18 protein-coding genes are annotated in these 19867 nt (G+C 48.0%); all 18 read left to right on the top strand.

From position 1 onward, the window contains the following. Positions 1–57 precede the first annotated feature (57 nt). The 18 genes from AKJ31_RS12835 to fliL all read left to right on the top strand — a co-directional run bounded on the left by AKJ31_RS12835 (position 58) and on the right by fliL (position 19866). Complete coding sequence (locus AKJ31_RS12835; protein WP_053409503.1) at positions 58–1191, top strand: flagellin; 1134 nt, start codon at positions 58–60, stop codon at positions 1189–1191. A gap of 244 nt (positions 1192–1435) precedes the next feature. Further along, the gene (locus AKJ31_RS12830; protein WP_053409502.1) at positions 1436–2569 is read left to right on the top strand and encodes a flagellin; all 1134 of its coding nucleotides are present in this window, start codon (positions 1436–1438) and stop codon (positions 2567–2569) included. A 246-nt stretch (positions 2570–2815) separates the two neighbouring features. Then, positions 2816–3949 carry a flagellin gene (locus tag AKJ31_RS12825; protein ID WP_053409501.1) on the top strand — a complete coding sequence of 378 codons (1134 nt, stop codon included), beginning with the start codon at positions 2816–2818 and terminating at the stop codon, positions 3947–3949. 71 nt (positions 3950–4020) lie between these two features. After that, positions 4021–4449 (top strand): flagellar protein FlaG, encoded by a 429-nt coding sequence (gene flaG, locus AKJ31_RS12820; RefSeq protein WP_053409500.1) that lies wholly within the window; start codon positions 4021–4023, stop codon positions 4447–4449. Between the two features lie 20 nt (positions 4450–4469). Continuing rightward, on the top strand, positions 4470–6494 hold the full coding sequence (gene fliD, locus AKJ31_RS12815; protein ID WP_053409499.1) for a flagellar filament capping protein FliD: 2025 nt from the start codon (positions 4470–4472) through the stop codon (positions 6492–6494). A gap of 43 nt (positions 6495–6537) precedes the next feature. Then, the gene (fliT, locus tag AKJ31_RS12810; protein ID WP_245639055.1) at positions 6538–6801 is read left to right on the top strand and encodes a flagellar protein FliT; all 264 of its coding nucleotides are present in this window, start codon (positions 6538–6540) and stop codon (positions 6799–6801) included. 16 nt (positions 6802–6817) lie between these two features. Then, entirely contained in the window at positions 6818–7228 is a 411-nt protein-coding gene (gene fliS, locus AKJ31_RS12805; RefSeq protein ID WP_053409497.1) for a flagellar export chaperone FliS, read from the top strand. Between the two features lie 260 nt (positions 7229–7488). Then, positions 7489–8943, top strand: coding sequence for a sigma-54 dependent transcriptional regulator (locus AKJ31_RS12800; RefSeq protein WP_053409496.1), 1455 nt, complete (start codon positions 7489–7491; stop codon positions 8941–8943). A 110-nt stretch (positions 8944–9053) separates the two neighbouring features. Continuing rightward, on the top strand, positions 9054–10112 hold the full coding sequence (locus AKJ31_RS12795; RefSeq protein WP_053409495.1) for a sensor histidine kinase: 1059 nt from the start codon (positions 9054–9056) through the stop codon (positions 10110–10112). A gap of 2 nt (positions 10113–10114) precedes the next feature. Then, positions 10115–11521 carry a sigma-54-dependent transcriptional regulator gene (locus tag AKJ31_RS12790; RefSeq protein WP_053409494.1) on the top strand — a complete coding sequence of 469 codons (1407 nt, stop codon included), beginning with the start codon at positions 10115–10117 and terminating at the stop codon, positions 11519–11521. Positions 11522–11618: 97 nt separating this feature from the next. Next, the gene (gene fliE, locus AKJ31_RS12785; RefSeq protein ID WP_053409493.1) at positions 11619–11930 is read left to right on the top strand and encodes a flagellar hook-basal body complex protein FliE; all 312 of its coding nucleotides are present in this window, start codon (positions 11619–11621) and stop codon (positions 11928–11930) included. Between the two features lie 16 nt (positions 11931–11946). Then, positions 11947–13698, top strand: coding sequence for a flagellar basal-body MS-ring/collar protein FliF (gene fliF / locus AKJ31_RS12780; RefSeq protein WP_053409492.1), 1752 nt, complete (start codon positions 11947–11949; stop codon positions 13696–13698). Next, on the top strand, positions 13691–14752 hold the full coding sequence (gene fliG, locus AKJ31_RS12775) for a flagellar motor switch protein FliG (protein ID WP_053409491.1): 1062 nt from the start codon (positions 13691–13693) through the stop codon (positions 14750–14752). Before fliF ends, fliG begins: the two co-directional genes overlap by 8 nt. Positions 14753–14775: 23 nt before the next feature. Further along, positions 14776–15576, top strand: coding sequence for a flagellar assembly protein FliH (gene fliH / locus AKJ31_RS12770; RefSeq protein ID WP_053409490.1), 801 nt, complete (start codon positions 14776–14778; stop codon positions 15574–15576). Further along, positions 15576–16898 (top strand): flagellar protein export ATPase FliI, encoded by a 1323-nt coding sequence (gene fliI / locus AKJ31_RS12765; RefSeq protein ID WP_053409489.1) that lies wholly within the window; start codon positions 15576–15578, stop codon positions 16896–16898. Before fliH ends, fliI begins: the two co-directional genes overlap by 1 nt. Before the next feature lie 6 nt (positions 16899–16904). Beyond that, on the top strand, positions 16905–17348 hold the full coding sequence (gene fliJ / locus AKJ31_RS12760) for a flagellar export protein FliJ (RefSeq protein ID WP_053409488.1): 444 nt from the start codon (positions 16905–16907) through the stop codon (positions 17346–17348). Between the two features lie 109 nt (positions 17349–17457). Continuing rightward, a complete protein-coding gene (locus AKJ31_RS12755) occupies positions 17458–19332 on the top strand; it encodes a flagellar hook-length control protein FliK (protein ID WP_053409487.1) in 1875 nt (624 codons plus the stop codon). 36 nt (positions 19333–19368) lie between these two features. After that, positions 19369–19866: a flagellar basal body-associated protein FliL gene (gene fliL, locus AKJ31_RS12750; protein WP_053409486.1), complete on the top strand. Its 498-nt coding sequence runs from the start codon at positions 19369–19371 to the stop codon at positions 19864–19866. The last annotated feature ends 1 nt before the right edge of the window (position 19867 follow it).

Genomic DNA, 19867 nt, shown 5'->3' with positions numbered 1-19867 from the left:
AAGAATTACCGCGCAGGCCGATACATAAAGTAACCCCGAGGAGGAAAGTACGTAACTATGGCCATTACTGTTAATACCAACGTCTCTGCAATGACAGCGCAGCGTCACCTGACGAATGCGACGGATTTGTTGAACCAATCTCTGGAGCGCTTAGCTTCGGGGAGTCGTATTAATAGCGCCAAAGACGACGCCGCAGGGTTACAAATCTCGAATCGTCTTGAATCGCAAATGCGTGGTCTGGATGTCGCAGTAAGAAACGCCAATGATGGCATTTCGATTATGCAAACGGCAGAAGGGGCAATGCAGGAAACCACCAATCTTCTTCAACGTATGCGTGACTTATCTTTACAGTCCGCGAATGGCTCTAACAGCAAAGCAGAGCGAGATGCGTTACAAGAAGAAATGGCGGCTTTAAACGATGAATTGAACCGAATCGCCGAAACGACCTCTTTTGGTGGTCGAAAATTGCTCAATGGCTCGTTTTCGTCTTCCTCATTTCAAATTGGTGCTGCATCGGGTGAAGCGGTACAGGTTTCTCTGAAAAACATGCGCTCAGACAGCTTAGCAATGGGCGGTTTTAGCTATCTTGCCGCAGCGAAAGTGGATGACAGCTGGCAAGTTTCGCAAGGCAACCACATGCTCAACATGCAGTACACCGATAGCAACGGGGTAGAGCAAAACATTCAGATTAAAGCCAAAGTTGGCGATGACATCGAAGAGCTCGCAACCTATATCAATGGCCAGACCGATAAGGTGTCGGCATCGGTCAACGAAGATGGGCAACTGCAGATTTATATGGCAGGCAAAGAGACCTCTGGTGCGATTACGTTTAGTGGTAGTTTAGCGCAGCAACTGCAGATGAATCTGGCGGGTTATGAAGCGGTTGATAACCTCGACATTTCTAATGTGGGCGGGGCACAAAGAGCGGTTTCAGTGATTGATACGGCGTTGAAGTATGTGGATAGCCACCGCGCTGAGTTAGGGGCAATGCAGAATCGATTTAGTCACGCGATCAATAACCTTGATAACGTACATGAAAATCTCGCGGCTTCTAACAGCAGAATCAAAGATACCGACTATGCCAAAGAAACCACGCAGATGGTTAAGCAGCAGATTCTGCAACAGGTCAGCACTTCTATCTTGGCGCAAGCCAAACAACAACCAAATTTAGCACTGACGCTACTAACTTAATTGTCAAAAAAGATAATGTTATCGACAAGCCTGTTTAAAGCTTTAGAGAAAAAAATCCTTTTTTGGCACTTTTCTCCACTTAATCACGTTTTTTCTCACAAACGGACTTTTTTCAAAAAAAACTTAAAAAAATCCTCAAGGTTTCGCAAATCGCGCCGTTAATAAAAGTAACTTTGAGAGAACTACTTGGTTTTCCGAGACGTCGGAAACCGGAAACATCGGAAAATCAATTGGAGAGATCACCATGGCAGTAAATGTAAACACTAACGTATCAGCAATGACAGCTCAGCGTCACCTAAACAACGCTAACAACGCACAACAAACGTCGATGGAACGCCTATCTTCTGGCTTCAAAATCAACAGTGCTAAAGATGACGCAGCGGGTCTACAAATCTCTAACCGTTTGAACGTTCAAAGTCGCGGTCTTGATGTGGCTGTACGTAACGCGAACGACGGTATTTCTATCGCACAGACTGCTGAAGGTGCGATGAACGAAACAACTAACATCCTACAACGTATGCGTGACCTATCGCTTCAATCTGCGAATGGTTCAAACTCTAAATCAGAGCGCGTAGCGATTCAGGAAGAAGTAACCGCTCTTAACGACGAGCTTAACCGTATCGCAGAAACTACATCTTTTGGTGGTAACAAACTGCTAAACGGCACTTTCACTACTAAGTCTTTCCAAATTGGTGCAGACAATGGTGAAGCAGTAATGCTGACTCTGAACGACATGCGTTCAGACAACGTTGGCATGGGTGGCGCGAGCTACAAAGCGGCTAACGCGAAAGATTCAGATTGGACAGTATCAGACACAGCAAACGACCTAACTATCTCTCTAACAGATACAGACGGCGTAGCGCAAACTATCGAAATCACTGCTAAAGCAGGCGACGACATCGAAGAGCTAGCGACTTACATCAACGGTCAAACTGATATGGTTAAAGCGTCTGTTGATGAAGACGGCGCACTACAAATCTTCGCTGGTACAAACAAAGTTGAAGGTGAAGTAACGTTTGCAGGCGGTCTAGCTGGTGAACTAAGCATGGGTACTTCAAGCGCAGTAACTGTTGATACTATCGACGTAACTTCAGTAGGTGGCGCGCAAGAATCTGTTGCTATCATCGACTCTGCTCTTAAGTATGTAGATAGCCACCGTGCTGAATTGGGTGCATTCCAAAACCGTTTCAACCACGCTATCAACAACTTGGACAACATTAACGAAAACGTGAATGCGTCTAAGAGCCGAATCAAAGACACTGACTTTGCGAAAGAAACAACTGCACTAACTAAGTCTCAGATTCTTTCTCAAGCTTCAAGCTCTATTCTTGCTCAAGCGAAGCAAGCGCCAAACGCGGCACTAAGCCTACTTGGCTAAGCAAAATCGCTTTAATAAAAAATCCAGCTTCGGCTGGATTTTTTTATGTCTGAAATCTGCCACATCCACTCTACTTGGGCGTATTTATCCAATATGGATCACATTTCTTATCGTTATACGAAAAAAATCATAATTTTGCTAAAGGTTATAGAAACACCGCCGTTACAAGACTGAGAGAAATGAGATGTGCGAAAGCGAGGTGAGAGACGCGGACGCACATCGCCCTAATGCCTAAGGAGATCGAATATGGCAATTAACGTGAACACCAATGTGTCTGCGATGACTGCTCAGCGCCACCTTAATGGTGCGGCTGAAGGTATGCAGAAGTCGATGGAGCGTCTATCGTCTGGTTACAAAATCAACAGTGCCCGAGACGACGCTGCTGGCCTACAAATCTCAAACCGTTTGACGTCGCAAAGTCGTGGTCTCGACATGGCGGTGAAAAACGCAAATGATGGTATTTCTATCGCGCAGACTGCGGAAGGTGCGATGAATGAAACGACCAACATCCTTCAACGTATGCGTGATTTGGCGCTGCAATCTTCAAATGGTTCAAACTCGCGCTCAGAGCGTGTGGCGATCCAAGAAGAAGTGACCGCGCTGAACGACGAACTTAACCGTATTGCAGAAACTACGTCATTTGGTGGTAACAAGCTACTAAACGGCAACTTCGGTAGTAAATCATTCCAGATCGGCGCAAGTTCAGGTGAAGCTGTTCAGCTTACAATGAAAAACATGCGTTCTGATACGACCGATATGGGTGGTAAAGCGTACGTTGCAGCGAGCGGTCAAGCAGCAGATTGGACAGTGAGTGCAGGTTCTACTGACCTAACGCTGGACTATACTGATGTTCACGGTGAAGTGAAGTCACTGACGATCAACGCGAAAGAAGGCGATGATATCGAACAGTTGGCAACTTACATCAACGGTCAAAACGACGATGTGAAAGCGTCTGTGGGTGAAGACGGTAAGCTACAACTTTTTGCCGCATCGAACAAAGTTGCAACTGACGTAACTATCGGTGGCGCTTTAGGTACAGAAATCGGTTTCGGCGCAGCGGAAGATAGAACCGTTGCAGACATCGACGTATCGACTGTTTCGGGTTCACAAATGGCGGTATCTATCATCGATGGCGCTTTGAAAAACGTTGACAGTCAGCGTGCAGAATTAGGTGCATTCCAAAACCGTTTCGGCCATGCGATCAACAACTTGGATAACATCAACGAGAACGTAAACGCATCTCGCAGCCGTATCCAAGACACTGACTTCGCGAAAGAAACAACGGCGATGACCAAGTCTCAAATTTTGCAGCAAGCGAGTACTTCTATCCTAGCTCAAGCTAAGCAGTCTCCATCTGCCGCACTTAGCCTATTAGGTTAAGCGGTAGTTTGATAGTAGCTTATTGTTAGCAGCGTAATGCTGCTGACTACCAAGGTGGAAGGGAGATTGTTATGGAGATACCATCCTACACATCGAACATTCAGCCTTATGGCCTGGAAAGTGGCACTAAAATTGCTTCAAATAATGAAAATGCACAGCTCGATTCTATACTGAAGGAGCCGCAAGTAAGCGAAAGGATAAACGCTCAATCTGTGCAATCTGTTGAGAAGTTAGTCGAAGCGAGCAAAGAGCGCGAGAAGCTAAACAGAGAAACACGGGAAAGACTTGTTGAGCAGATGAATGACTTTATTTCATCCATCAATAAGGGGTTATCGTTTCGGGTCGATGAAGCATCCGGCAGGGATGTGGTGACTATTTACGAAGCGGATACTGGCGATATTATTCGTCAGATTCCAGATGAAGAAGTACTAGAGATAGTGCGCCGCCTAAGGGAACAGACAGCCAGATATTCATCGGGTTTACTGAACCAAACGGTGTAATCGTATTTTGAGGTGATTGAATGAGTTTTGGCCCAATAGGGATGAATACTGGCATGGATATCAATTCCATGGTCAGCAAAGTTGTCGATTCAGAGCGCGTGCCTAAACAGCAGCGTATCGATAACGAGCGGACCAAAATTGATTCTAGTATCAGTGCCTATGGGCGGCTCAGAGAGTCGCTGGATACAATGAAAAATCTCATGTCGAATTTTCGTCAGGAGAAAGCATTCGCCGCTCGGAAAGTCGAGACGACGGATGATACTGTTGTATCCGCGACTGCAACCACAGATGCCATTGCCGGTCGCTATTCTATCGATGTGTTGCAGCTTGCTCAGAGTCATAAGATTGCGTCAGACGTATTGCCGGAAGACGCAAAATTTGGCCCGGGTAAGTTGCAAGTTTCACTCGGCAGCAAAAAATTCACTATCGATGTTGCCGCCAATTCAAAGCTGATTGATGTCGTTCGTGGCATTAACGGTACAAAATCTAACCCTGGTGTGCGTGCGTCTGTTATCAACGACACAGCAGGACCTCGTCTGATCGTTGCATCAACGTTATCAGGTGAGCAAAACGACCTATCTATTACGACTGATGCCCAACCGGGCAACTTGCTTAAACAACTCGAATACAAAACGCTAGAGCAACGGGTGAAAGACCTCGAGAATGCTCGCGCAGCTGCGCAAGAGTTGTTGGTTCCGCTGTCACCGCAAGAGCAAGAAATTGCCGATAAAATTGCCCAGCGCAATATTGAGGCGGCAAAACTTGTCGACCAAGAGATTGCCGACGCGAGCAAGCAAGCGGCAATTAAAGCTGACCCTAACGCAGCCAAAGAAGCGATCCCGGGTAACGAATTGTCGGCCAACGCCGCAACTGCCGCAGCGCAGGCAGGTATCGATGCCAATAAATACATTCGACCAGAAGACCGTATTCCAGGCTGGACAGAAACCGCGTCTGGGACTCTACTCGACTCTTACTGGGAACCCGAAGCGGAACTGGACGCAAAAGCGCTGGAAAAATCTTCCGATGTACCCGGCTGGACCAACACGGCTTCGGGTACATTGACTGACTCCTATGTGACGCCAAAAGAAGCGCAAGCGCGTATTGAAGCGGAACAGGCACGTATTGAACAGCAAATCGCACAAGAAAAAGCGGAACTTAGCCGGAAAGTGGCGGCGGGCGAGCTGAGTGCAGAAGAGGCGAAGCAGCTTGAGCGCGCAAAACTGTCTAAAGAAGAGCGTGAGTACCTAGAGCGTTTAGACCAAGCGCAAGCTGACCTTGATGCCGCGCAAAGCTCTTTTGATACTTACCGCGGAATGACGCAAGTGCAAGCCGCGCAAGATTCCAAAGTGGTACTGGATGGCGTGGCTCAGTTATCCAGTAACAACAATATTATCGAAGACGCGATCGATGGCGTCGATCTGACGCTAAAAGGGCGTACTGAAAAAGGTAAACCGCTGTCGGAAATTGATATCGAATATGACCGTCAAGGCGTCCGAGAAGATATAGAGCGATTTGTCGCCGCGTACAACCAGTTCTATCAACTCTCACAAGAGTTAAGTGGTGTTGACCCAAGAACCGGAATGGCGGGACCGCTATCTGGTGACAGCATTGTGCGTAGCGCAGATTCTCGTTTGAAATCTGTCTTCTCGACCGCGATAGAACCTGCGTCGGACGATCTCAAGAGACTGACTGAGTTTGGTATTACGACGACTCGTCAGGGTAACCTTGAAATCAACTACAACTTACTCGACCGCCAGCTCAACAATAACTTTGATAAGTTGGAAGCATTTTTTGGTGGTAACCAAGGTTTTGCTAAGAAAGTAGAAGATGCGATTCAAGGTCTGACTGGGGTGACCGGTGCGATTCGTACTCGCGAACGCAGTATGATGGATCGTACCTATAAGCTTCAAGACGATCAGGCGGCGCTAGATCGCCGAATGGATAATCTTGAGAAGCGTACGCACGCCAAATTCTCGGCGATGCAAGATGCGACGGGTAAGATGCAGTCTCAACTCGCGGGTATGATGAATGCACTCGGCCGATAGTTTTGACAATCTTTTGGGAGAGTTTTGTGGTTTAAATCACAAAATGTTAGCGTGTTTGCATCAAGACGAGCCAGATGTTGAAGAAATTTCGCATTTGGTCGATATAAGAGAACAGTTATTGCATCAGCTTTTGAGTTTGATTGGTCAAAACGAACAATTGGCAAATTCAAAGCAGTGGCAACAAGCCGTCGATGAGACCAAATCATTGGTTAAGTTGATGGAAGAGAAAACCAATCAGTTTGGTTTATCGTTACGTAAGTATCAGCACGGGAAACGTTCCGTACAGCAATACAAGAAATTTTTATAGTTTAAGAGGGTTGTTTATGCGTGGTTCACTACAGGCTTACAAGAAGGTATCGGTTGATAGCCAGCTCAGTGCGGCCTCCCCGCATAAAATTGTTCAAATGTTGATGGCAGGCGCGATCGAGCGTTTGATTCAAGCAAAAGCGGCGATGGAGCAAGGTAACATCCCAGCCAAAGGTGAGCGCCTAGGTAAAGCGCTGGATATCATCATCAGTTTACGTAGTTGTCTATCGATGGATGATGGCGGTGATATTGCGAAGAATCTCGATCAGCTTTACGAATTTATGATTACGCAAGTGACGGAAGCAAACCATAAGAACGACCCTAAACTAATTGATGATGTGGTTGAGATTATTCGTGAGATTAAGTCGGCTTGGGATCAGATTCCGCAAGAGTTCCACAACCTAACTGCATCAGACGTTGGTATTTAACGTCAATAATTAAGCATTTAGTTGTATACTAAGTCAAAATTTTGCCAATTGGTTTTGGGCTAACATCACACCTGCTCATTGCTTGGTTGCCTTATTTTTTATATCAAATAGAATAGAAGTCACTAACTAGCCTAGTGGCTTTTTTTGTTGCTGAAATTTATTCATAGTTCATCGTTGTTTCTTCTATCCTTGGTAGGAGTCACGTTAGAAGTGTAGACCAGCCACAACATTCAAAAAAATAAAGGCAATTATTCTCACCTATGCAAGGTTTAGCGAAACTACTTGTGATTGAAGATGATGCGCAAGCGCGTACCAATCTCAGTAATATTTTAGAATTTGTTGGAGAGCAGTGCGAAGCGATCGGCTCTGACCAAGTTGAAGGGATCGATTGGTCGGCGATATGGTCAGGTTGTATTGTTGGTTCGTTGACCAGCAATAAGCTGCCAGAGCAGCTTTTCTACGCTAACCATATTCCTTTGCTGACTGCGGGCAAACACTCTTATCCAGTTGAAGAGCTACCACATTATGTCGGTGAGCTAGAATACCCTCTTAACTACCCGCAACTAAGCGAAGCGCTGCGCCATTGTAAAGACTTCTTAGGCCGTAAAGGTATGAACGTTGTTTCGAGTGCGCGTAAGAATACGTTATTCAGAAGTCTTGTTGGCCAGAGCCAAGGTATCAAAGAAGTTCGACACCTGATTGAACAAGTGTCGAATACCGAAGCTAATGTACTTATTTTGGGTGAGTCTGGTACTGGTAAAGAAGTTGTAGCTCGCAACATTCACTATCATTCTTCTCGCCGAGGTGGTCCGTTTGTACCGATCAACTGTGGCGCGATCCCAGCAGACTTACTAGAGAGTGAATTATTCGGCCATGAAAAAGGCGCGTTTACTGGTGCGATTACATCACGTAAAGGCCGTTTTGAACTGGCTGAAGGCGGAACACTTTTCTTAGACGAAATTGGCGATATGCCAATGCCGATGCAAGTCAAACTATTACGTGTGCTGCAAGAGCGTTGCTTTGAGCGTGTGGGTGGAAACGCAACAATTCGTGCTGATGTGCGCGTTATTGCGGCGACTCACCGCGACCTTGAAGTGATGATCGGTGAAAAGTCATTCCGTGAGGACCTTTATTACCGTCTCAATGTTTTCCCGATTGAAATGCCAGCGCTGCGCGACCGTAAACAAGATACGCCGTTGTTATTGCAAGAGTTGATGACGCGTATGGAAGCCGAAGGGGCGCAACCAATCTGCTTTACGCCTCGAGCGATCAACTCGCTCATGGAACATGATTGGCCGGGCAACGTTCGTGAGTTGGCGAACTTAGTTGAACGCATGATTATCCTGTATCCGAACAGTTTGGTGGATGTAAACCACTTACCAACCAAGTACCGTTACAGCGATATTCCGGAGTTTCAGCCGGGTTACAACAGTGCTTTAACTATCGAAGAGCAAGAGCGTGACGCGTTTTACGACATCTTCTCTGAAGACTTCAGTATTGAGTCATCGGAAATCTTCAATAATGAAGAGGACGCTCCACAAGATTTACCTCCAGAAGGGGTGAACTTGAAAGAAATGCTGGCGGACCTGGAAGTGAACATGATCAACCAGGCCCTGGAAGCTCAGGGTGGGGTAGTTGCACGCGCCGCTGACATGCTAGGCATGCGTCGTACCACGCTTGTTGAGAAGATGCGCAAGTATAATTTACAGCGCTAACCATAGCGTCAAAATTTCGGCCTTAACATAACTCATTGAAAAATATATAAAATAGCCTGGAATGCTTTTTGCATGACAGGCTATTGTTGTTTTTAAGGCAGAAATTCGTCATGCAGCCCACGTCAATCTCAGAAAATCAGACCCCGCTCGGAACCGTTGAAGAGCAAGTAGAGCGCTACAAACAGGTGCTAGATGTTATGCCTGCGGGTGTCATTTTGCTCGACACGCAGGGTATCGTTCGTGAAGCGAATCCTGAAGCGCAAAAATTGCTTGAAGTGCCGCTTGTTGGAGAACGCTGGTTTGAGGTGATTCAGCAGGCTTTTGCACCACGTGAAGACGATGGGCACGAAATTTCGCTACGTAATGGACGCAAAGTGCGTTTGGCCATTTCTGCGTCTGCAACGGGGCAATTAATTTTAATTACCGACCTGACCGAAACACGCTTGCTGCAGTCTCGCATCAGTGATTTACAGCGTTTGTCGTCATTGGGACGAATGGTTGCTTCTTTGGCTCATCAAGTTCGTACCCCTTTGTCCAGCGCGATGTTGTACGCATCGAACCTTGCCGCGCCAAACTTACAGCCTGCAACCAAAGAGCGCTTTCAAACTAAATTGATGGATCGCCTGCATGACCTAGAAAAGCAGGTGAATGACATGCTGCTGTTCGCTAAAGGTGGCGACAATAAAGTGGTCAAGCAGTTCTCGATTGCAGATCTCGTCGCAGAGTTCTCACCTATGGTCGAAGCGGCACTGAAAAACAACCAAATTGATTATTTCCTCGAAGTTGAGCAGGAAGAGGTCACTTTACTCGGTAACGCTAATGCTATCGCTTCTGCATTGAGTAACTTAGTGATGAACGCGATCCAAATCGCGGGCAAAGAGTCACAAATTGATGTGTTCTTCCGACCAGTAAACAACGAATTAAAAATTTCGGTACAAGACAGTGGTCCCGGTGTACCGAAAGAGCTGCAAAGCAAAATCATGGAACCTTTCTTTACCACTCGTTCCCAAGGAACCGGACTCGGCCTTGCGGTGGTGCAAATGGTATGTCGAGCCCACGACGGTAAGCTGGAGTTAATCTCCGAGCCCGGCGATGGTGCTTGTTTTACGATGTGTATCCCACTTGAACGCCACCCTAACAATGAACAAGAACCAAAGACTGGAGAGTAACAATGGCTCAAAGCAAAGTACTGATTGTTGAAGACGATGAAGGTTTGCGCGAAGCGTTAGTCGATACGCTGGCTCTTGCAGGCTACGAATGGCTGGAAGCCGACAGTGCTGAAGATGCGCTGGTTAAGCTCAAGTCTAACGATGTCGATATTGTGGTCTCTGACGTTCAAATGGCAGGTATGGGTGGTCTGGCATTACTACGTAATATCAAACAGCATTGGCCAAATTTGCCAGTACTATTGATGACGGCTTACGCCAACATTGAAGACGCGGTCTCGGCAATGAAAGACGGCGCGATTGACTACATGGCGAAGCCATTTGCACCGGAAGTGCTGCTGAATATGGTCAGCCGCTATGCGCCGGTTAAATCGGATGACAACGGCGATGCCGTGGTTGCAGATGAAAAAAGTATTAAGTTATTGGCGCTGGCAGACAAAGTAGCTAAAACGGATGCGGGCGTGATGATTCTTGGTCCTAGCGGGTCAGGTAAAGAAGTGATGTCTCGTTATATCCATAATGCGTCACTGCGTAAAGACGGGCCTTTTGTTGCGATCAACTGTGCGGCGATTCCAGACAACATGTTAGAAGCCACCTTGTTCGGTTACGAAAAAGGCGCGTTTACCGGCGCGGTTCAAGCGTGTCCGGGCAAATTTGAGCAAGCGCAAGGCGGCACTATCTTGTTGGATGAAATCAGCGAGATGGACTTAAACCTGCAAGCGAAACTATTGCGAGTATTGCAAGAGCGTGAAGTGGAACGTCTTGGTAGTCGCAAGAGCATTAAGCTTGATGTTCGCGTACTCGCGACCAGTAACCGCGACCTCAAGCAGTACGTGCAAGAAGGCAACTTCCGTGAAGATTTATACTACCGTCTGAACGTATTCCCAATCGCGTGGCCAGCATTGTGTGACCGTCCGGGAGATATTGCGCCACTAGCGCAGCATTTGACCGAGCGCCACTGCCAAAAATTGGGAATGCCACTGCCGTCGATCACCGAGTGCGCTGTCAACAAACTGCTGACTTACACTTGGCCGGGTAACGTACGTGAGCTGGATAACGTTGTTCAACGTGCACTTATCTTGAGCGAAAATGGCTCGATCAGCGCAGATCATATCTTATTAGAAGGTTTAGATTGGCAAGACGCTTCCAGTCTGCAACGCGTTGTCGAAACAGGTGGGATTGCAGCACCGGATGTAAAACCGGTCGCTGAACCAGAGCAGATTAAGCTGGCGTCATTAGGTGCAGGTTTAGGTGGTGAACTGCGAGACCAAGAGTTTGCCATCATTCTTGAGACTCTGGTTGAATGTAATGGTCGCCGTAAAGACATGGCAGAAAAGCTAGGGATCAGTCCACGAACCTTGCGCTACAAACTCGCTAAAATGCGTGATGCAGGGATTGATATTCCAAACTAACGTGCTATTTTCGCTGTTTAGGCATTATGGCACGTAGTTTGCAGCGTCATTAATATAACAACGATATCAGTCAAAGAGTTGACGGGCAGAGGTCTTGATGAAAATTGATGGTTTCCAAAGCGAAATGCAAGCAATGATGTTTGAAGCAGGTAACACTAAGCCTACCGCGACAGGTCAGAGTGTTGGCGCCGACTTTAGCGCATTACTAAACAATGCTATCAACAACGTCAACGGTCTTTCTAAAACATCGAGTGACCTGCAAATGCGATTTGACCGAGGTGACCAAGACGTCTCTCTGTCGGATGTGATGATCGCAAGAAACAAATCCAGTGTGGCTTTTGAAGCGACAATTCAAGTACGCAACAAGCTTGTTGAAGCGTACAAAGAACTGATGAATATGCCAGTTTAATCAATAGGTGTAGTCTGTGGCAGAGCAAAATCAATCAACAGATCTTACGATTTCTGACGCGAGTGCAGATGGGACTGCGTTGGCGACGACGGATATGGATTCTGGCGTACAAAATCCCGATCTGGATGAAAAGAGCAGTTCTAAGTTTGACATGGCGGTAGGTGAATTTGACCTTGTTCGTCAGATTGTCCTCGTCCTTTCCATTTCTATCTGTGTTGCGTTAATCGTGATGCTGTTTTTCTGGGTAAAAGAGCCAGAAATGCGTCCGTTAGGCGCTTATGAGACCGAAGAACTGATCCCAGTTCTTGATTACCTCGACCAGCAAAAGCTCGACTACAAACTGGAAGGCAACACCATCCTTGTGCCTTCAAGCGAATACAACAACCTAAAACTGGATATGGTGCGTGCAGGCTTAAACCAAGAGAAGCAAGCCGGCGACGACATTCTTCTGCAAGATATGGGCTTTGGTGTATCGCAGCGCCTTGAGCAAGAGCGTTTAAAACTCAGCCGCGAGCGTCAACTGTCTAAAGCCATCGAAGCGATGAAACAAGTGCGTAAAGCGCGTGTTTTATTGGCACTACCAAAGCAAAGTGTCTTTGTTCGCCATAATCAGGAAGCGTCGGCTTCGGTGTTCTTGACGCTTAATACCGGCGCAAATTTAAAGCAAGAAGAAGTCGATTCTATCGTTGATATGGTCGCGAGTGCCGTACCTGGTATGAAGCCAAACCGTATTACCGTTACCGACCAGCATGGTCGACTACTTAGCTCGGGCAGTGAAGATGCGGCTTCATCGGCGCGTCGTAAGGAACACGAGCTAGAGCGTAAGCAAGAGCAAGCGTTACGTGACAAGATTGATTCTGTGCTGATCCCGATTCTCGGCTTTGGCAACTACACCGCGCAGGTTGATATTGAACTCGACTTCAGTGCAATCGAACAAACTCGCAAGAGCTTTGACCCAAATACACCGTCTACCCGTAGTGAATACACACTTGAAGACTACAACAACGGCAGCGTTATTGCTGGTGTTCCGGGAGCTCTGAGCAACCAACCACCTGCTGATGCTTCGATTCCCCAAGACGTGGCTCAGATGAAAGACGGCACCAATGTCGGCCAAGGTTCGGTTCATAAAGAAGCAACGCGTAACTTTGAGTTAGATACCACCATCAGTCACGAACGTCGTCAAACTGGTGTGGTGAATCGCCAAACGGTGGCGGTTGCAATTAAGAATCGCGCAATTGTGAATCCAGATACGGGTGAGACAACTTATCAACCGCTGTCAGATGCTGATCTGGCTTCTATCCGCCAAGTATTGATTGGTGCGGTCGGTTTCAACCAGAACCGCGGCGACTTACTCAACGTACTGAGCATGCAGTTTGCAGAACCTGAAGTGCAAGTCATCGAAGATGCGCCAATTTGGGAACACCCGAATTTCAACGATTGGGTTCGCTGGTTTGCAAGTGCGCTAGTTATTATCGTTGTGGTGCTTGTACTTGTTCGCCCTGCGATGAAGAAACTGCTTAACCCAGCAGCAGAAGAAGATGACGATCAACTATACGGTCCTGATGGTCTGCCGATTGGCGCAGACGGTGAGACCAGCCTCATTGGCAGTGATTTAGACGGTGGCGAGCTGTTTGAGTTTGGTTCAAGTATCGACTTACCAAACCTACATAAAGATGAAGACGTACTGAAAGCAGTTCGTGCACTGGTGGCGAATGAACCTGAGCTTGCCGCTCAAGTAGTGAAGAATTGGATGCGAGACGATGGCTAACGATATAGTTCCTCAAGAGCAGGGTGGTGACCTTGTAGAAGGCGCCAATACAGTCGACATTTCGACGATTTCAGGTGAAGAGCGCGCGGCAATTCTACTGTTGAGCCTCAACGAGGCTGACGCTGCGGGCATCATCCGTCACTTAGAACCGAAACAAGTTCAGCGCGTAGGTAGTGCGATGGCACGCGCGACGGACTTAAGCCAAGACAAAGTGGGTGCAGTGCACCGTGCATTTTTGGAAGATATCCAGAAATACACCAACATTGGTATGGGCAGCGAAGACTTTATGCGTAACGCCTTGGTTGCCGCACTAGGTGAAGACAAGGCGAATAACCTTGTTGACCAAATCCTACTTGGCACCGGCTCGAAAGGTCTGGATTCACTGAAATGGATGGATCCGCGCCAAGTGGCGAGCATTATTCTTAACGAGCACCCACAGATTCAAACTATCGTCTTGTCTTACCTTGAACCGGACCAGTCTGCCGAGATCCTGTCTCAGTTCTCTGAACGTGACCGTCTCGACTTGATGATGCGTATCGCCAACCTTGAAGAAGTTCAACCATCTGCACTGGCAGAGTTGAACGAAATCATGGAGAAACAGTTCGCTGGTCAAGCGGGCGCACAAGCAGCCAAGATTGGCGGCCTGAAGGCAGCGGCAGAGATCATGAACTACATGGACAACAACGTCGAAGGCATCTTGATGGACCAAATCCGTGATCAAGACGAAGACATGGCGACGCAAATCCAAGACCTTATGTTCGTGTTCGAAAACCTTGTCGAAGTCGACGATCAAGGTATTCAGAAATTGCTGCGTGATGTACCACAAGACGTACTTCAACGTGCACTGAAAGGCGCTGATGATTCACTTCGCGACAAGATCTTCAAGAACATGTCTAAGCGTGCCGCTGAGATGATGCGCGATGACCTTGAAGCGATGCCACCGATCAAAGTATCGGATGTGGAAGCTGCGCAGAAAGAGATTCTGGCAATCGCGCGTCGCATGGCCGACTCTGGCGAAATTATGCTGGGTGGCGGCGCAGACGAATTCTTGTAATGACCATTCTCAAGTAGGTATCTATGTCTGGGGAAAGAAAACGCGGGTTCTTGCGTTTAGATGACGACGAAGTCGTTCAAAAAGCCGAACGTTGGGGCATGCCTGACTACACGCCTGAGCAACACGCTAAGGCGAAAGAAACGGCTATGAACTACGACCCTAGCTGGATGCCTGACTTTTCAGAAACCGTTGAAGAAGCTCCGGTCGAGTTGACCGAAGAAGAAATCGAACTGATTAAGCAACAAGCTTACCAAGAAGGTCTTCATCAGGGGCAAGAAGCGGGTTTCAAACAAGGTTACGAAAAGGGTAAAGAGCAGGGCTTAGCTGACGGTCATCAAGAAGGCCTAGAAGCAGGTAAGCTGGAAGGCGTCGCATCTGGACAAGAATTTATCCAACAGCAAGTGCAAACCTTTGTTGGCTTGGCGAACCAGTTTGCCCAGCCGCTTGAGTTGATGAATGCTCAGGTGGAAAGGCAGCTTGTCGACATGGTGCTGACGCTAGTTAAAGAAGTGGTACACGTCGAAGTTCAGACCAATCCTCAAGTTATCCTGGATACGATTAAACAGTCGGTAGAGTCTCTGCCGATTTCTGGTCACGCGATTACCCTGAAACTTCATCCTGACGACGTAGAAATCATTCGCTCTTCGTATGGTGAGGACGATATTGAGTTTCGTAACTGGACGCTAATGAGCGAACCAGCACTTAACCGCGGCGACGTCCAAATTGAAGCGGGCGAATCGAGCGTCAATTATCGAATGGAAGATCGTATTCGCAACGTGATTCAAAGTTTCTGTGGAGTTAACCGTCACCAAGGTGGTGAATAGTGCTAGCACTCGCAGATCGTCTTTCTCAATACAAAACCAGCGGTTTAACCTGCCGACCTGTTGCGTCCGGTAAGCTGGTGCGTGTTGTTGGCTTAACACTGGAAGCGACCGGCTGCCGAGCGCCTATTGGCAGCTTGTGTAAAGTCGAAACCATGCACGGAGAAATGGAAGCCGAAGTGGTGGGGTTCTCCGGAGAAAACTTATTCTTGATGCCGAGTGAGCAAATCACCGGTGTGTTACCCGGGGCAAAAGTGACCCCAATGACCAGTGAAACCGGTCTTTCTGTTGGCATGGAACTGCTGGGACGAGTGATCGATGGTGTGGGTAATCCGCTCGATGGGTTGGGTCCTATCTATACTGAAAAACGCGCTCCATTCAACGCCGAACCAATCAACCCACTGGCACGTAAGCCTATATCTGAGCCGCTAGACGTTGGCATTAAAGCCATCAACGGATTATTGACGGTCGGCAAAGGCCAACGTATTGGTCTGTTTGCCGGCTCTGGTGTGGGTAAGTCGGTCACGCTCGGCATGATGACCCGAGGAACCACCGCGCAAGTAGTGGTCGTGGGGCTAATCGGTGAGCGTGGACGAGAAGTTAAAGAATTTATCGAAGAAATCCTCGGTGTTGATGGGCGCCAACGTTCGGTTGTCGTTGCAGCGCCAGCGGACTCTTCCCCTTTGATGCGCCTAAAAGGCTGCCAAACTGCGCTGACTATCGCGGAATATTTCCGTGACCAAGGTTTAGATGTTCTATTGTTGATGGACTCTTTGACTCGTTTTGCTCAGGCGCAGCGTGAGATCGCACTGTCAGTGGGTGAGCCACCTGCAACCAAAGGTTATCCGCCATCGGTGTTTGCTAAGTTGCCTGCGTTGGTTGAACGTGCGGGTAACGGAAGCCCAGAACAGGGTTCTATCACCGCTTTCTTTACCGTTTTAACCGAAGGTGATGACCTTCAGGACCCAATTGCCGATGCATCGCGAGCGATCCTCGATGGTCACGTGGTGCTATCTCGTGAAATGGCCGATGCGGGTCATTATCCGGCGATCGATGTCGAGAAATCGGTCAGCCGTGTCATGCCTCAAATTACCAGCGAAGAGCACATCTTGATGTCGAAAGCAGTACGCCAAGTGCTTTCCGTTTGTCGTAAAAATCAGGATCTTGTTTCGATCGGTGCTTACAAACCGGGAACCGATCCTGCGATAGATAGCGCCTTCACCTTAAAACCGCAATTAGATACCTACTTACAACAGTCGATGAAAGAGAGTGTGCCGTACGATATGTGCGTCAACATGCTGCGTAATCTGCTGCAAGGGGGCTAATAGGGGATGGATAACGCGTTAGAGTTTCTTTTAGAGCAGAGTAGAGAGCGAGAAAACCAAGCGGTGCTGGCGCTCAACCAAGCGCGCTCTGAACTCGAAGGTTACTACCAGCAGTTACAACAGATTGAAAAGTATCGCCTCGACTATTGTCAGCAATTGGTTGACCGTGGTCAGCAAGGGTTAACCGCGAGTCAGTACAGCCATTTAAACCGATTCCTCACGACGTTAGATGAAACCTTAGCGAAGCAAAAGCAGGCGGAAGCGCACTTTAAAGACCAAGTTGAGCATTGCGAGCAGAATTGGTTAGAAAGCCGTAAACAACGCCGTTCGTACGAATGGTTGATCGAAAAGAAGCAGACCGAACGCACCAAGCTAGAAAATGCACGCGAGCAAAAGCAGATGGATGAGTTCGCGACGCTGCAGTTTTCGCGTCGACTAAGTAATCAATAAACACCTAGCCTCAGTGGTTTGGCGTAGTTTTTGCAAGGTTAGAGGTTAACTTGGCAATCATTGCCGCTGCAATTGTGCTTTACCTTTAGCCTGCTTAGGTGACTTGAGTATGAATATAAACCTATCCACCGTAACGGAAACCCCTAAAGCGACAAAGGCCGCCTCTGAGGTCGTGCCCGAAGGCGAAGAGGTGGTAGCCACCGAAGGTTTTTTCGCAAAACTGGCGTCTTTGCTGACAGGCGGTGAAACCAAAGGTGAAGCGGTTGAGGGCAAGCAACCAAATACTGTTTCTGATATCGCTCCTGAGCTACTGGCTAGCGATGAAGCTCCTGCTGACGAAGACGTTGTCACTGCAGGCGAAGACGGCAGCAAAGTTAAAGCTAGCGAGACTCAGTCACTTGAAAGCAAGAGCTCTGAAGAGGAATCGACAGACACGTTACTGAGCAAAAAAGTGGTTTCCGACGTTGACGAATCCGCGACCAGTAAGGCACGGGCCGAAGCAACAGACAAACCTGCCGATGCCAAAGGTGAATCACCATCGAGTAACCGCGACGCGCAAAAAATCGTTGCTGATAATCAAGAAGTGTTAAAGCGTCTAAACGATTCGAATAATGCGTTGAAAGTAGACAACGGCAAGCCTTTGCCACAAGCAGAGGTCGCTGATGTAAGTGAGATTGCTGACACGAGTGAGGTCGCTGACGCAGTTGCGACCTCTACTAATACAGAATCGGTTAAACAACTAAAACGCGGTGAAGAAACATCTGACGTTGCCGTTGAAGAAATCGAAACGACAGACGCTAAACAGGCGGTTGTTGTGCCAGAAGCGGCGAAGAAGTTTATCCAGCCTGATGAAGCGGTGCAAGCCCCAAATGTGGTGACCGACACAGAAACGCCAGAGCAGGTCGAGCAAATGGTAGAAAGCAAGTTGGTGCCGCCGACGATTGCCAAAACTCAGACAGTTGAACCGCAGATAGTTGAGTCGCAAAAAGTCGCAGCAACAAAATCCGTTGAGACAGTATCATTAGACGACACGGTTTCTTCTGATGATACTGAAATAAAAGCTACGGCTGAAACTGAACAAGCGACAGAAGCGGTTATCCCTTGGGCTGGGAGCAAAGAGGCCGTCGCAACGGATGCAGTAAGCCCAAAAGTGGTTGAAGCACCGAGAGTGCAACACGGCGCGGTTGCTCAGTCGGTTCAAAGTGCCTTGATGCAGACTCCACAACACGCTCAGGCCCAAGCGCAAGCATTGAATGTCGCGGCGGCTGATGTGGCAGAAGTTAGCGCCAATCAATTACAGCAAGTGGCGGCAGCGGCCAATTCCGCAGCAAGCTCAGTTGCTTCTGAGCAAGTGATGCTCAAAGCCGCGATGGGCGCAAAAGCGGCCGCTAGTCTTCTAAGTGCGTCGTCAAATTCAAATTCTGCTGGTGAGCCGGCGACGGCAGGAGAATCGTCGTTTGCCAATCAACTTGCTCAAGCGGCTGGAATACAGCAAACCGCCACTGGTCAGCCAAGAGCAGAACAAGCTCAAGCGAGTGCACAATTACCTCTGCAACTAAACCGCGAGATGGCAAGTGACCAAATGGCAGAGCGAGTGCAAATGATGATGTCGAAAAACTTAAAGAACATCGATATCCGTCTAGATCCGCCAGAGCTGGGCCGAATGCAGATTCGCATGAATATGAATGGCGATGGCGCGACCGTGCACTTTACCGTTGCTAACCAACAAGCGAGAGATGCACTCGAACAAAGTATGCCTCGATTACGTGAGATGTTAGCTCAGCAAGGGGTACAATTGGGTGATACCTCAGTGCAGCAACAATCGAGCGGCCAACAGCAGAATCGCTACGCGGCCAATGAGCAATCGCATTCTGGTCAAGGAAACAGCGGTCCGTCTGGCGTAGGTGAAGAAAACCTTGAAGCAGACATCAATCTTGATTTGAATGTCACAACAAAGCGTGATGGAATTAGTTATTACGCTTAAACTGTGAAAATACCAACATAAAGAGAATGTTAAGTTATGGCAATCGAAGAAGTAGAAACGGAAGCGCCGAAAGGAAAAAGCAAGTTAATCATCATTATTGTGGCGGCAGTCGTTCTTCTACTTGGTGGCGGTGGCGCGGCATTTTTCCTATTGGGATCCGATGACGGCGCATCAGGTGATAACGCGGCGCAGCAAGAGCTGGTCACGCCTGCTGAACCTGTTGCGTACGTGAATATTGCGCAACCATTCATCTTTAATATCACTGGCGACAAGCGTGACCGTCTAGTGCAGATTAAAGTGCAGCTAATGGTGCGTGGTACAGAGAATGAAAACTTGGCACGCTATCACTCGCCATTAGTTGAAAGTACTTTATTGAGCACGTTTGCTTCAGCAACGGTTGAGCAGTTGCGCAGTGCCAATGGTCGCATTGAGCTGCGTGATAAGGCGACGGACGATATCAAAGCCAGCCTGAACCGAGCTGTAGGACAGCCTGTTATCGAGCGTGTTCTATTTACCGACTTTGTCATCCAATAGG

It is taken from the genome of Vibrio hepatarius, from assembly GCF_001274785.1.
GTDB classification, from domain to species: domain Bacteria; phylum Pseudomonadota; class Gammaproteobacteria; order Enterobacterales; family Vibrionaceae; genus Vibrio; species Vibrio hepatarius.
Note: the sequence above shows the minus strand (reverse complement) of the source record. Positions and strands in the feature narration are given on the sequence as shown.

Excerpts from the sequence above, each read along its gene's own strand:
- AKJ31_RS12835 (WP_053409503.1), top strand. The coding sequence starts at position 58 with ATGGCCATTACTGTTAATACCAACGTCTCTGCAATGACAGCGCAGCGT.
- AKJ31_RS12830 (WP_053409502.1), top strand. The coding sequence starts at position 1,436 with ATGGCAGTAAATGTAAACACTAACGTATCAGCAATGACAGCTCAGCGT.
- AKJ31_RS12825 (WP_053409501.1), top strand. The coding sequence starts at position 2,816 with ATGGCAATTAACGTGAACACCAATGTGTCTGCGATGACTGCTCAGCGC.
- flaG (WP_053409500.1), top strand. The coding sequence starts at position 4,021 with ATGGAGATACCATCCTACACATCGAACATTCAGCCTTATGGCCTGGAA.
- fliD (WP_053409499.1), top strand. The coding sequence starts at position 4,470 with ATGAGTTTTGGCCCAATAGGGATGAATACTGGCATGGATATCAATTCC.
- fliT (WP_245639055.1), top strand. The coding sequence starts at position 6,538 with ATGTTAGCGTGTTTGCATCAAGACGAGCCAGATGTTGAAGAAATTTCG.
- fliS (WP_053409497.1), top strand. The coding sequence starts at position 6,818 with ATGCGTGGTTCACTACAGGCTTACAAGAAGGTATCGGTTGATAGCCAG.
- AKJ31_RS12800 (WP_053409496.1), top strand. The coding sequence starts at position 7,489 with ATGCAAGGTTTAGCGAAACTACTTGTGATTGAAGATGATGCGCAAGCG.
- AKJ31_RS12795 (WP_053409495.1), top strand. The coding sequence starts at position 9,054 with ATGCAGCCCACGTCAATCTCAGAAAATCAGACCCCGCTCGGAACCGTT.
- AKJ31_RS12790 (WP_053409494.1), top strand. The coding sequence starts at position 10,115 with ATGGCTCAAAGCAAAGTACTGATTGTTGAAGACGATGAAGGTTTGCGC.
- fliE (WP_053409493.1), top strand. The coding sequence starts at position 11,619 with ATGAAAATTGATGGTTTCCAAAGCGAAATGCAAGCAATGATGTTTGAA.
- fliG (WP_053409491.1), top strand. The coding sequence starts at position 13,691 with ATGGCTAACGATATAGTTCCTCAAGAGCAGGGTGGTGACCTTGTAGAA.
- fliH (WP_053409490.1), top strand. The coding sequence starts at position 14,776 with ATGTCTGGGGAAAGAAAACGCGGGTTCTTGCGTTTAGATGACGACGAA.
- fliJ (WP_053409488.1), top strand. The coding sequence starts at position 16,905 with ATGGATAACGCGTTAGAGTTTCTTTTAGAGCAGAGTAGAGAGCGAGAA.
- AKJ31_RS12755 (WP_053409487.1), top strand. The coding sequence starts at position 17,458 with ATGAATATAAACCTATCCACCGTAACGGAAACCCCTAAAGCGACAAAG.
- fliL (WP_053409486.1), top strand. The coding sequence starts at position 19,369 with ATGGCAATCGAAGAAGTAGAAACGGAAGCGCCGAAAGGAAAAAGCAAG.